At 69.5% G+C, this 12,484-nt stretch carries 12 protein-coding genes; 6 read left to right on the top strand and 6 right to left on the bottom strand.

Annotation, left to right across the window (positions count from 1 at the left end; all coding sequences use genetic code 11):
• Positions 1-115 precede the first annotated feature (115 nt).
• The 6 genes from tkt (at position 116) to EP757_RS18710 (ending at position 7,345) form a co-directional block, all read left to right on the top strand.
• On the top strand, positions 116-2,230 hold the full coding sequence (gene tkt / locus EP757_RS18735) for a transketolase (RefSeq protein ID WP_127547784.1): 2,115 nt from the start codon (positions 116-118) through the stop codon (positions 2,228-2,230).
• Positions 2,231-2,249: 19 nt separating this feature from the next.
• Positions 2,250-3,362 carry a transaldolase gene (tal, locus tag EP757_RS18730; protein WP_127547783.1) on the top strand — a complete coding sequence of 371 codons (1,113 nt, stop codon included), beginning with the start codon at positions 2,250-2,252 and terminating at the stop codon, positions 3,360-3,362.
• A gap of 78 nt (positions 3,363-3,440) precedes the next feature.
• Complete coding sequence (zwf, locus tag EP757_RS18725; RefSeq protein ID WP_127547781.1) at positions 3,441-4,961, top strand: glucose-6-phosphate dehydrogenase; 1,521 nt, start codon at positions 3,441-3,443, stop codon at positions 4,959-4,961.
• Positions 4,958-5,944, top strand: coding sequence for a glucose-6-phosphate dehydrogenase assembly protein OpcA (locus tag EP757_RS18720; protein ID WP_127547779.1), 987 nt, complete (start codon positions 4,958-4,960; stop codon positions 5,942-5,944). The genes zwf and EP757_RS18720 overlap by 4 nt, the downstream gene beginning before the upstream one ends.
• Positions 5,945-6,013: 69 nt before the next feature.
• Entirely contained in the window at positions 6,014-6,733 is a 720-nt protein-coding gene (gene pgl / locus EP757_RS18715; protein ID WP_127547777.1) for a 6-phosphogluconolactonase, read from the top strand.
• A 27-nt stretch (positions 6,734-6,760) separates the two neighbouring features.
• Entirely contained in the window at positions 6,761-7,345 is a 585-nt protein-coding gene (locus tag EP757_RS18710) for a GNAT family N-acetyltransferase (protein WP_127554312.1), read from the top strand.
• A 41-nt stretch (positions 7,346-7,386) separates the two neighbouring features.
• On the opposite strand, the gene EP757_RS18705 is transcribed toward EP757_RS18710, so the two are convergent.
• From EP757_RS18705 to whiA, 6 genes are all read right to left on the bottom strand, one after another.
• Complete coding sequence (locus EP757_RS18705) at positions 7,387-7,728, bottom strand: RNA polymerase-binding protein RbpA (protein ID WP_127547775.1); 342 nt, start codon at positions 7,726-7,728, stop codon at positions 7,387-7,389.
• 156 nt (positions 7,729-7,884) lie between these two features.
• Positions 7,885-8,136, bottom strand: coding sequence for a preprotein translocase subunit SecG (gene secG / locus EP757_RS18700; RefSeq protein ID WP_127547773.1), 252 nt, complete (start codon positions 8,134-8,136; stop codon positions 7,885-7,887).
• A 98-nt stretch (positions 8,137-8,234) separates the two neighbouring features.
• The gene (gene tpiA, locus EP757_RS18695) at positions 8,235-9,023 is read right to left on the bottom strand and encodes a triose-phosphate isomerase (protein WP_127547771.1); all 789 of its coding nucleotides are present in this window, start codon (positions 9,021-9,023) and stop codon (positions 8,235-8,237) included.
• Positions 9,024-10,220 (bottom strand): phosphoglycerate kinase, encoded by a 1,197-nt coding sequence (pgk, locus tag EP757_RS18690; protein WP_127547769.1) that lies wholly within the window; start codon positions 10,218-10,220, stop codon positions 9,024-9,026.
• Between the two features lie 6 nt (positions 10,221-10,226).
• Positions 10,227-11,228: a type I glyceraldehyde-3-phosphate dehydrogenase gene (gene gap / locus EP757_RS18685; protein WP_127547767.1), complete on the bottom strand. Its 1,002-nt coding sequence runs from the start codon at positions 11,226-11,228 to the stop codon at positions 10,227-10,229.
• Positions 11,229-11,483: 255 nt separating this feature from the next.
• Positions 11,484-12,464, bottom strand: a complete 981-nt coding sequence (gene whiA, locus EP757_RS18680; RefSeq protein ID WP_127547765.1) for a DNA-binding protein WhiA — start codon at positions 12,462-12,464, stop codon at positions 11,484-11,486.
• Positions 12,465-12,484: the final 20 nt, after the last annotated feature.

The following is a 12,484-nucleotide window of genomic DNA, read 5'->3' as shown; positions in this document are numbered from 1 at the left end:
GCGTGTCCGCCCACAGCGTATGTGTCTAGGGCGTTCACTGCGCACGTGTTTAGCCCGACTGGATAGGGTCAAGCCGAAAAGGGTTCCATTATTTTGCCCGAGGAGCACAACCGACGTGGCTGCCACAGATCCCGCTCTCAACTGGTCCGACCTCGACCGCAAGGCGGTGGACACCAGCCGGGTGCTGGCCATGGACGCCGTGGAGAAGGCCGGTAACGGCCACCCCGGTACGGCCATGAGCCTGGCGCCGGCCGCCTACCTGCTGTTCAACCGCGTGATGCGGCATGACCCCACGGACCCGAAGTGGGCGGGTCGCGACCGCTTCGTGCTGTCCTGCGGTCACTCCAGCCTCACCCTCTACGTTCAGCTCTTCCTCAACGGATACAGCACTTCGCTGGATGACCTGAAGTCGCTGCGCCAGTGGGACTCCCTCACCCCGGGCCACCCGGAGTACGGGCACACCCCCGGCGTCGAGATCACCACCGGTCCGCTGGGCCAGGGCATCGGCAACGCGGTCGGCATGGCGATGTCCGCCCGCCGCGAGCGTGGCCTGTTCGACCCGGACACCGCCGCGGGCCAGTCCCCGTTCGACCACCACGTGTACGCGCTCTGCTCGGACGGTGACATCGAGGAGGGTGTCAGCCACGAGTCCAGCGCGATCGCTTCGGTGCAGAAGCTCGGCAACCTCACGGTGATCTACGACGACAACGAGATCTCCATCGAGGACGACACCCGGATCGCGAAGTCCGAGGATGTCGGCGCGCGCTACGCCGCGTACGGCTGGCACGTCCAGACCGTCAACTGGCGCGGTGAGAACGGCTACGACGAGGACGTCGAGGCCCTCTGGAACGCGATCCAGGCCGCGAAGGCGGTGACCGACAAGCCGTCCTTCATCGTCCTCAAGACGATCATCGGCTTCCCGGCGCCGAAGAAGCAGAACACCGGCAAGATCCACGGCTCCGCGCTCGGCGCCGACGAGATCTCCGCGACCAAGAAGATCCTCGGTTTCGCCGACGAGCCGTTCGCCATCGACGACGAGGTCGTGAAGCACGCGCAGCAGGCCGTCGAGCGCGGCAAGGCGGCGCACGCCGAGTGGCAGAAGGCGTTCGACGCCTGGGCCGCCGGCAACGCCGAGGGCAAGGCGCTGTTCGACCGTCTCACCACCCGGACCCTGCCCGAGGGCTGGCACGCCGCTCTGCCCGAGTTCCCCGCGGACGAGAAGGGCCTCGCCACCCGCGCCGCGTCCGGCAAGGTCCTGAAGGCGCTCGCGCCGGTCCTCCCCGAACTCTGGGGTGGTTCCGCCGACCTGGCGGAGAGCAACAACACCACCATGGAGGGCGAGCCGTCCTTCATCCCGGCGGAGTACGCCACCAAGGCCTTCCCGGGTAACGAGTACGGCCGCACGCTGCACTTCGGCATCCGTGAGCACGGCATGGGCTCGATCCTCAACGGCATCGCCGTTCACGGTGGCACCCGCCCGTACGGTGGCACCTTCCTGGTCTTCAGCGACTACATGCGCGGCTCGGTCCGCCTCTCCGCGCTGATGAAGCTGCCGGTCGTCTTCGTGTGGACGCACGACTCGATCGGTCTCGGCGAGGACGGCCCGACGCACCAGCCGATCGAGACGCTGACCGCGCTGCGCGCCATCGTCGGCCTCGACGTGGTCCGCCCGGCCGACGCCAACGAGACGGCGTACGCCTGGCGCGGCGCTCTCGAGCACACCGACCGGCCGACCGCGCTGGCGCTGTCCCGGCAGAACCTGCCCACCATCGACCGCACCAAGTACGCGTCGGCCGAGGGCACCCTCAAGGGCGGCTACATCCTCTCCGAGGCGTCCACCGGCGAGCCCAAGGTGATCCTGATCGCCAGCGGCTCCGAGGTGTCCATCGCGCTGACCGCGCAGGAGCGTCTCGAGGCCGAGGGCACCCCGACCCGGGTCGTCTCGATGCCGTGTCAGGAATGGTTCTTCCAGCAGGACGTTGCATATCAGCAGCAGGTTCTCCCGCGTGGCGTGAAGGCCCGAGTGTCGGTCGAGGCCGGCATCCGGATGAGCTGGGACCGGATCATCGGCGACGCCGGCGAGGCCGTGAGCATCGAGCACTACGGCGCCAGCGCTCCCGCGAAGATCCTGTTCGAGCAGTTCGGCTTCACCGCGGACAACGTCGTCGCGAAGGCCAACGCCTCGCTCGCCAGGGTCGGCGAGATCACCGGCCACAAGACCGGCAACTGAACTTCAAAGGAGCAAGGCAATGACGGACAGGCTGGCTGAGCTCTCCGCCCAGGGTGTGGCGGTATGGCTCGACGATCTCTCCCGGGTGCGCCTGACCAGCGGTTCGCTGGACAAGCTGCGCCGCGATCAGCACGTGGTCGGCGTCACCACGAACCCGAGCATCTTCCAGAAGGCGCTCTCCGACGCCGACGCGTACGACGAGCAGGTCAAGGACCTCGCCGTCCAGGGCGTCACGGTCGAGGAGGCCATCCGCCTCATGACCGCGAAGGACGTCCGCTGGGCGGCCGACGTGTTCCGGCCGACCTACGACGCCTCGAACGGCGTCGACGGCCGGATCTCCATCGAGGTGGACCCGCGCAAGGCGCACGAGACCACCTCCACCGTCGCCGAGGCGAAGACCCTCTGGTGGCTGGTGGACCGCCCCAACCTCTACATCAAGATCCCGGCGACGCTGGCCGGCCTGCCCGCCATCACCGAGGTGCTGGCGAACGGCATCAGCGTCAACGTCACCCTGATCTTCTCGGTGGAGCGCTACCAGGCCGTCATGGAGGCGTTCCTGGAGGGCCTGGAGAAGGCCAAGGCGAACGGCCACGACCTCAGCAAGATCGGCTCGGTCGCGTCGTTCTTCGTCTCCCGCGTGGACACCGAGATCGACAAGCGCCTCGACAAGATCGGCTCGGACGAGGCGAAGGCGCTCAAGGGCAAGGCCGCGATCGCGAACGCCCGTCTCGCGTACGAGGCGTACACCGAGGTCTTCGGCGGCGAGCGGTGGAAGGCCCTGGCCGCGGCCGGCGCCCACCCGCAGCGTCCGCTCTGGGCGTCCACCGGCACGAAGAACCCCGACTTCCTCGACACCATCTACGTCGAGGAGCTGGTGGCGGCCGGCACGGTCAACACCATGCCGGAGTCGGTCATCTTCGCGTACGAGGACCACGGCACCACCAAGGGCGACACGATCACCCCGAACTTCGCCGACGCCAAGAAGGTCTTCGCCGACCTCGCCGCGGTCGGCATCGACCTCGCGGACGTCTTCAAGGTCCTCGAGGAAGAGGGCGTGGAGAAGTTCGAGGCGAGCTGGAACGAGCTCCTGGAGCACGTCGCCACCTCGCTGAAGGCCGGCACCAGCGCCTGATCGGCAACATCTGCGGCCTGTTGCGGGGACTCCCGTGACAGGCCGCTCCATCTGACGAAAACCTGGCAGGATGGCAACGTGGGTAATCCGCTGCGTACCGCACAGGACCGTCGGCTTCCGCGGATTCCGGAGCCCTGCGCTCTGGTGATCTTCGGGGTCACCGGTGACCTGTCCCGAAAGAAGCTCATCCCGGCCGTGTACGACCTCGCCAACCGCGGTCTTCTACCGCCCGGCTTCGTGGTCGTGGGCTTCGCCCGGGCCGACTGGGGAGGCGAGGGCGACTTCGAGTCGCTCGCCTACGCCGCTGCCAAGAAGGGCGCTCGGACGCCCTGGCGGGAAGACGTCTGGCAACGGCTCAACAGCCAGTTCCACTTCGTTCCCGGCTCGTTCGACGACGACGGGGACTTCGACAAGCTGGCTGAGACTCTCGACGACCTCCGTGAGCGCAACGGCATCACGGGCAACACCGCTTTCTACTTCTCCATCCCGCCCGCGGCGTTCCCGCTGGTGCTCAACCAGCTGAACCGCACCGGCCTGGCCGACAACGCGAAGCTGGGCGGCTGGCGCCGGGTCGTGGTCGAGAAGCCGTTCGGCCACGACTTCGAGTCCGCGGTCAGCCTGAACGAGCTCGTCGACGACGTGTTCAATCCGCAGGACGTCTACCGGATCGACCACTACCTGGGCAAGGAGACGGTCCAGAACATCCTGGCGCTGCGCTTCGCGAACAGCCTGTTCGAGCCGGTCTGGAACTCGAAGTACGTCGACAGCGTCCAGATCACCATGGCCGAGGACGTCGGCATCGGCACCCGGGCGGCGTTCTACGACGCTTCCGGCGCCGCGCGCGACGTCCTGCAGAACCACCTTCTGCAGCTGCTCGCCCTGGTCGGCATGGAAGAGCCCACGAGCTTCGACCCCCAAGAGGTACGAGCCGAGAAGCTCAAGGTCCTGAAGGCGATCAGTCTCCCCGCCGACATCTCCAAGGGATCGGTCCGCGGGCAGTACCTTCCCGGCTGGGTGGCCGGCGAGCGCGCTCCGGGCTATCTGGAGGAGGCGAACATCCCGCCGGATTCCAAGACCGAGACGTACGCCGCGGTCCGGCTGGGAATCCAGAACCGGCGGTGGGCGGGCGTCCCGTTCTACGTGCGGGTCGGCAAGCGGATGCCCCGGCGGGTCACCGAGATCGCGATCCTCTTCAAGCAGGCGCCGCACCTGCCGTTCGACCCGGCCGACGTGGAGATGCTGGGACACAACCAGCTCGTCATCCGCGTGCAGCCGGACGAGGGCGTGGTCCTGAAGTTCGGCTCGAAGGTCCCGGGCACGGCCATGGAGGTCCGCGACATCGCGATGGACTTCCAGTACGGCGAGGCGTTCACCGAGTCCAGCCCGGAGGCGTACGAAAGGCTCGTCCTGGACGTGCTGATCGGCGACCGCACGCTCTTCCCGGACGCGGCCGAGGTCGAGCAGTCGTGGCGGGTCATCGACCCGCTGGAGGCCGCGTGGGCCGGGACGACCCCGGAGCCGTACCGGTCCGGCGAGTGGGGCCCGCGGGCCTCGGACGAGATGCTGGCCCGCGAGGGTCGCGCTTGGAGGCGAGCATGATCGGCCTGTGGGACACCACCGGCAACGAGGTCGTCAAGGCCCTGGCGGCGGAGCGGCGCAGCGCCGGCGGCGTGGCCTCCGGCCTGGCGCTCACCCTCATCTCGGTGGTCGAGGAGAAGAAGGTACGCGAGGCCGAGGCCGCGGCGACGATCGCCGCCGCCGCGCACCCCTGCCGGCTGCTCATCGTGGTCCGGTCCGACCTCGAAGGCCGCAGCCGGCTGGACGCGGAGATCGTCGTGGGCGGGCGTCTCGGCCCGGCCGAGGCGGTCGTCATGCGGATGTACGGCCGCCTCGCCCTGCACGCCGAGTCGGTCGTCATGCCGCTGCTCGCGCCGGACGTTCCGGTCGTGTCGTGGTGGCACGAGGAGCCGCCGAACATGATCGCGAACGACTTCCTCGGCGTCGTCGCGGACCGCCGGATCACCGACGCCGCGCAGTCCCCCGACCCGGTCGCCGCCCTGCGGCAGCGGGCCGTGGACTACGCCCCGGGCGACACCGACCTCACCTGGACCCGGATCACCCTGTGGCGCACGCTCGTCGCCGGCGCGTTCGACTCCACCGACGCCCGGGTCACCGGGGCGACGATCGTCGCCCCGGAGAAGGACCCCACGGCCTGGCTGATGCTCGGCTGGCTCAAGTCCCGGCTCGGCATCGAGCCCGTGCTGGAACACACCGACCGGTCGCCCCGGATGCACTCGGTGGAGCTGCAGTGCGAGAACGGCGACTGCGTCCGGGTCACCCGCGAGGAGGGCACGGCGCTGTTCAGCCGGACCGGCCAGGAGGACCGCTACATGCCTCTGCCGAAGCGGGCCGTCGGTGACGAGCTCGCCGAGGAGCTGCGCCGGCTCGACGCCGACCAGATCTACGCTGACGCGCTCAGCGCGATGGCCGGGGTGCCGAACCTGAGCCACCGCAATCCGATGCGCGTGCACGTCTGGAAGGACCCGGCGCTCGCCGCCCGGGCCGCCAGCGCCGCCGCCTGACATCCGAACATCGACTTCGAGGCCGTCCGCCGCATCGCGGCGGGCGGCCTTTCCTAAGGAGACCCCCAAATGAGTGAGACCGTGGTCGTGGTGGTTCCGGACGCCGACGTTCTGGCGTCCACGGTGGCGGCACGGCTCGTCATCAAGATCATCGACGCCCAGGCGGTGCACGGTGACGCGAGCGTGGTGCTGACCGGCGGCCGGGTCGCCGCGAAGGTGCTGCACGCGGTCCGCGAGCTGCCCGCCTCCGCCGCGATCGACTGGTCCCGGGTGGACCTGTGGTGGGGCGACGAGCGGTTCCTGCCGTCCGGCGACCCGGACCGCAACGAGACCCAGGCCCGCGAGGCCCTGCTGGACAAGCTGCCGCTGGATCCGGCCCGGGTGCACGCCATGCCGGCCACCGACGGGCCGGACGGCGACGACGCCATCGCCGCCGCCGCGCGGTACATCGACGAGCTCGGCAGCCCTCTCCCCCGGTTCGACGTGCTGATGCTCGGCGTCGGCGAGGACGGTCACGTGGCGTCGCTCTTCCCCGGCCACCCCGGTCTGCAGGCCGAGGGTTCGGCGGCCGCGGTCTTCGACAGTCCGAAGCCGCCGCCCACCCGGGTCACGCTGACGTTCCCGACGATCCAGAGCGCCGAGGAGGTCTGGCTGATCGCGGCCGGGCCGGACAAGGCATCCCCGATCGGGGCCGTCCATTCCGGAGCTCACCTGCCGGCGGCGAGCGCCACCGGCGTACAGAAGACGCTCTGGCTCCTCGATGAGGCCGCCGCCGCCGAGATCCGCTGAGGCCGCTGTTCCTACACTGGCCCGGTGATGATCCGCAGTTACCGGGCCAGTGACCTCGAAGCGATCTACGACATCTGTGCGCGGACCGGCGCGGCCGGTCAGGACGCGCGCGGGCTGTACAGCTCGGACCGCCTGCTCGGGGACATCTGGGCGGTGCCCTATGTCGAGCACGAGCCGGAACACGCGCACGTGGTCGACGACGGATCCGGCCGGGTGGTGGGATACATCCTCGGTACGGCGGACACGCCCGCCTTCGTGAAGTGGTACCGGGCCACGTGGCTGCCGGCCACCGCGGACCGCCTCGTCGACGGGGATCCGCGCGACGAGACGATGCTGGACCTGCACCGCGAGCCGGAGCGGATGCTCATGCCGGAGCTCACGGCCTACCCGGCGCACCTGCACATCGACCTGCTGCCCGAGACGCAGGGCCAGGGACTCGGCCGGCGGCTGATGACCGCCTTCCTGGACGGCCTGCGCGCGGCCGGCGTGCCGCGGGTACACCTCGGGATGGCGCCGGAGAACCACGGCGCCTACGCCTTCTACAAGCGGCTGGGCTTCCACGACATCGCGACGCAGGACACCGGCGCGCTGTTCCTCGGCAGAGACGTCTGAACGGGCCGGCCGCCCCCGTGCGGCCGGCACCAATCACTCAGTCATTCGCCGCGGCGCTGGCGCAGCTTCGCGAGTGCCTCCGCGAGGATCGCCTGGGCGTCCTCCTCGGAACGGCGCTCCTTCACATATGCGAGATGCGACTTGTAGGGCTCCACGCGCAGCCGTCCCGGCGGGTTCGACCGGTCGAGGCCGGCCGGCTGACCGCAGCGCGGGCAGTCCCACGTCTCCGGGGCCGCGGCCTCCGCCGCGAACCAGATCTGGCTGTCGTGGCCGGCCGCGCAGAAATAGCTGATCTGCCTGCGCGGTGCGGGTTCGGTGCGCTCGTCGGGCCGCATCGGGCTGGACCCGACACGGCTGCCGCGGATAGCGCTGCCACTGGACACGGACGTCACTCCTGTCTCGAGGGGCCTGACGAGAGCCGTCCGGACGGGGGGTTGTTTCGAGATCGTTCGAAACCGGACGGCGAGGACAAAAAACCGCGCGGCCGGAAAAACCGGCCGCGCGGCGATTGTACGGCTAGAGGAGCCCGTCAGGAAGCGTCACTGCAGGGCGAGCTTCAACCAGAATCCGAGGCCCACGATGCAGGCGAACCAGATGATGCCGACGAGCACGGTGTAACGGTCGAGGTTCTTCTCCGCGACCGAGGAACCGGCCAGGCTGGAGGTGACGCCGCCACCGAACATGCTCGACATGCCGCCGCCCTTGCCACGGTGCAGCAGGATCAGCAGGGTCAGCAGAATGCTGGTGATGATCAGCAACACGATCAACGTGTACGCGAACGCGATCGGCATGGTCGGGATCATTCCTCTCGAAGGGCACAGCAAGCCGTCCCACAATAGCGGGTGCCCGGCCGTTTGTTACGGCCGGGCACGCACGATGTTCCTGATGATCAGCGAGCCACGTGCTCCGGGAAGCGCACGATGGCCGCGAAGCCCTCGGCGTCCAGAGCCGCGCCACCGACCAGGGCGCCGTCCACGTCCGGCTGCGCCATGATCGAGGCGATGTTGCCCGCCTTGACCGAGCCGCCGTACTGGATGCGAACCGCCTCGGCCACGTCGGCGCCGAACTTCTCGGCCAGGCGGGCACGGATCGCTCCGCACACCTCCTGGGCGTCGTCCGGGGTCGCGGTCTTGCCGGTGCCGATCGCCCAGACCGGCTCGTACGCGATGACGATCTGCTTGATCTGGTCTTCCTTGAGGCCGTCGAGGCCCGCGTCCACCTGCGAGGTGCAGTGCGGGACGTGGTTCGACTCCTCGCGGACCGAGAGCCCCTCGCCGACGCAGAAGATCGGGGTCAAGCCGGCCGCGAAGGCCGCCTTGATCTTCGCGTTGATCAGCTCGTCGCTCTCGTTGTGGTACTCGCGGCGCTCGGAGTGCCCGATCACCACGTAGGAGCAGCCCAGCTTGGCCAGCATCGAGCCGGCGATCTCACCGGTGTAGGCGCCGGACGCGTGCTGCGAGATGTCCTGCGCGCCGTACGCGATGCCGAGCTTGTCGCCGTCCACAGCGGTCTGCACGGTGCGCAGATCGGTGAAGGGCGGCAGCACGACCGTCTCGACGGCGTCGAGCTGCGCCGGGGTGAGGCTGGCAGCCAGCTTCTGGACCAGCAGATTCGCCTCGAAGTGGTTGAGGTTCATCTTCCAGTTGCCGGCGATGATCGGCTTACGGGGGGTCGTCATTCACTTCTCCAGTGCGGCGACGCCCGGCAGCGTCTTGCCTTCGAGGTACTCCAGGGACGCGCCCCCGCCGGTGGAGATGTGGCCGAACGCGGTCTCGTCCAGGCCGAGGGTGCGGACCGCGGCGGCCGAGTCGCCGCCGCCGACGACCGAGAAGCCGTCGATCTTGGTGATCGCCTCGGCGACGCCACGGGTGCCCGCGGCGAACGGGGCGAGCTCGAAGACGCCCATCGGGCCGTTCCAGAAGACGGTCTTCGCACCGGCGATCGCGGACGCGAACAGTTCCGTGGAGCGCGGGCCGATGTCGAGACCGAGCCGGTCGGCGGGAATATCCGAGATGTCGGAGACCGCGTGCTCGGCGTCCGCCGAGAACTCAGTGGCCGCCACGACGTCGACCGGGAGCACGATCCGGCCGTCAGCCTGCTCGAGGAGCTGCTTACACGTGTCGATCATCTCGGATTCGAGGAGGGATTTACCCACCTCGTGACCCTGCGCCTTGAGGAACGTGAAGCACATGCCGCCACCGACGAGCAGCTTGTCCACCTTGGGCAGCAGCGCCTGGATGACGGCGAGCTTGTCGGAGACCTTGGAGCCGCCGAGAACGACGACGTAGGGCTGCTCCGGGCTCTCCGACACCTTCTTGAGGACCTCGACCTCCTTGAGGACGAGGCCACCGGCGTAGTGCGGCAGGCGGGCGGGCACGTCGTACACCGAGGCGTGCTTGCGGTGCACCGCGCCGAACGCGTCGTCGACGTAGTAGTCGGCGAACGCGGCGAGCTGGTCCGCGAAGGCGCCGCGCTCGGCGTCGTCCTTCGAGGTCTCACCGGCGTTGAACCGCAGGTTCTCCAGCAGCAGGACCTGGCCGTCCTCGAGCGCCGACACGGCGGCCGAAGCGGAGGCGCCCACCGTGTCGGTGGCGAAGACGACCGACGAGCCGAGCAGCTCGCCCAGCCGCTTCGCGACCGGCTCCAGGGTGAACTTGGGGTCCGGCGCGCCCTTCGGGCGGCCCAGGTGCGACGCCACGATCACGCGGGCGCCCGCGTCACGCAGGGCGATCAGCGTCGGCAGCACCGCGCGGGCGCGGCCGTCGTCACTGATGACGCCCGGATTGGCCTTGTCGAACGGGACGTTCAGGTCGGCGCGCACGAACACGCGCCGACCCGAGACACCCTCGCCGAGCAAGTCGTCGAGAGTCTTCAAGATAGATCAGGCCCCGACCAGCTTGACCAGGTCGACGAGGCGGTTCGAGTAGCCCCACTCGTTGTCGTACCAGCCGACGACCTTGACCTGGTTGCCGCCGATGACCTTGGTGAGGCCGGCGTCGAAGATGCAGGAGGCCGGGTCGGTGACGATGTCGGCCGACACGATCGCGTCCTCGGTGTAGACCAGGATGCCCTTGAGCGGGCCCTCGGCCGCGGCCTTGATCGCGGCGTTGACCTCTTCGACCGTGGTGTCACGGGCGGCGGTGAAGGTCAGGTCGGTGGCCGAACCGGTGGGGATCGGCACCCGGAGCGCGAAGCCGTCCAGCTTGCCCTTGAGCTCCGGCAGCACCAGGCTGACGGCCTTGGCGGCACCGGTCGAGGTCGGCACGATGTTCAGCGCGGCGGCGCGGGCGCGGCGCAGGTCGCTGTGCGGGCCGTCCTGCAGGTTCTGGTCCTGGGTGTACGCGTGGATCGTGGTCATCAGACCCTTTTCGATCCCGATCGTGTCGTTCAGGACCTTCGCCATCGGGGCGAGGCAGTTCGTGGTGCACGAAGCGTTCGAGATGATGGTGTGCTTCGCCGAGTCGTAGAGGCCGTCGTTGACGCCCATCACGATCGTGATGTCCTCGTTCTTGGCCGGAGCCGAGATGATGACCTTCTTGGCGCCCTTGTCGACGTGCGCCTTCGCCTTGGTGGCGTCGGTGAAGAAGCCGGTCGACTCGATGACGACGTCGGCGCCCAGGTCGCCCCAGGGCAGGTTGTTCGGGTCGCGCTCGGCGAACGCCTTGAACGACTTGCCACCGACGGTGATCTCGTCGGCGGACGCCTTCACCTCGTGGCCCAGACGGCCCAGGATGCTGTCGTACTTGAGCAGGTGCGCCAGCGTGGCGTTGTCGGTCAGGTCGTTCACGCCGACGATCTCGATGTCGGCGCCGGACGCCAGCACCGCGCGGAAGAAGTTACGACCGATACGGCCGAAGCCGTTGATGCCAACCCGGATGGTCACAGGTGGTCTCCTCGTTTCGGTCCGCCGGGTTCTGCGACCGGCGGAGGGTCTGCATGCCCGCCAGGTGGAGGGCCGCGTCCAATGGCGCCCGGCCGCCGCGCCCGAAGGAGCGAGATCACAGCGGGGGGTTCGGCCGGACTGCCGGCACCGTCGCCGTCACCAGTGACCCTAGCCGAGGGCGGGTACCGGCGGAGCGGCGGGGCCGCGACCTGAACGTTATCTAAACCAGGGCCCCGAGCTGAGGGCCGAAAGTCACTAGCAAGCCATCATCTCGGGTGTGACGGCCGCCTCAGTATCCGGAATGCCGAGGTCCCGGGCGCGCTTGTCGGCGAGGGCCAGCAGGCGGCGGATCCGGCCGGCGATCGCGTCCTTGGTCAGCGGCGGGTCGGCCAGCGCGCCCAGCTCCTCCAGGGACGCCTGCCGGTGCTCCAGGCGCAGCCGGCCGGCCGAGGTCAGGTGGTTCGGCGCGTCGTCGGCGAGGATCTCCAGGGCACGGGTGACCCGGGCCGCCGCCGCCACCGCCGCCCGCGCGGACCGGCGCAGGTTGGCGTCGTCGAAGTTGGCGAGCCGGTTCGCGGTGGCGCGGACCTCGCGCCGGACCCGGCGCTCCTCCCAGGCCAGCACGCTGGAGTGGGCGCCGATGCGGGTCAGCAGCGCGGCGATCGCGTCGCCGTCCTTGATCACCACCCGGTCGACGCCGCGGACCTCACGCTCCTTCGCGGTGATGCCGATGCGGCGGGCCGCGCCGCGCAGCGCGAGGGCCGCCTCCGGACCCGGGCAGGTGATCTCCAGGGCGCTGGACCGGCCCGGCTCGGTGAGCGAGCCGTGCGCCATGAACGCGCCCCGCCAGGCGGCGACCGAGCAGCAGACGTTGCCGTTCACCACGTGCTGCGGCAGTCCGCGCACCGGCCGGCCGCGCACGTCGAGCAGGCCGGTCTGGCGCGCCAGCACCTCGCCGTCCTTGACGATCCGCACGATGTAGTGGCTGCCCTTGCGCAGGCCGCCGGAGGCCAGCACGTGGACCTCGCTCTGGTAGCCGTAGACGTCGGCGATCTCGCGCCGCAGCCGCCGGGCGACGGCGCCGGTGTCCAGCTCGGCCTCGACCACGACCCGGCCGGACACGATGTGCAGCCCACCCGCGAAACGCAACAGGGCCGCCATCTCGGCCCTCCGGCAACAGGGCTTGGGCACGTCGACCCGGCTCAGCTCGTCCTTGACCGCTGCCGTCATCGCCATCGAATCGTCACCTCATGCGC

Source organism: Actinoplanes sp. OR16 (genome assembly GCF_004001265.1).
In the GTDB taxonomy this organism is placed as follows: domain Bacteria; phylum Actinomycetota; class Actinomycetes; order Mycobacteriales; family Micromonosporaceae; genus Actinoplanes.
Note: the sequence above shows the minus strand (reverse complement) of the source record. Positions and strands in the feature narration are given on the sequence as shown.

Coding starts and splice junctions, on each gene's coding strand:
- EP757_RS18710 (WP_127554312.1), top strand. CDS start 6,761: ATGATCCGCAGTTACCGGGCCAGTGACCTCGAAGCGATCTACGACATC.
- tal (WP_127547783.1), top strand. CDS start 2,250: ATGACGGACAGGCTGGCTGAGCTCTCCGCCCAGGGTGTGGCGGTATGG.
- tpiA (WP_127547771.1), bottom strand. CDS start 9,023: ATGACGACCCCCCGTAAGCCGATCATCGCCGGCAACTGGAAGATGAAC.
- secG (WP_127547773.1), bottom strand. CDS start 8,136: ATGCCGATCGCGTTCGCGTACACGTTGATCGTGTTGCTGATCATCACC.
- pgl (WP_127547777.1), top strand. CDS start 6,014: ATGAGTGAGACCGTGGTCGTGGTGGTTCCGGACGCCGACGTTCTGGCG.
- EP757_RS18720 (WP_127547779.1), top strand. CDS start 4,958: ATGATCGGCCTGTGGGACACCACCGGCAACGAGGTCGTCAAGGCCCTG.
- whiA (WP_127547765.1), bottom strand. CDS start 12,464: ATGGCGATGACGGCAGCGGTCAAGGACGAGCTGAGCCGGGTCGACGTG.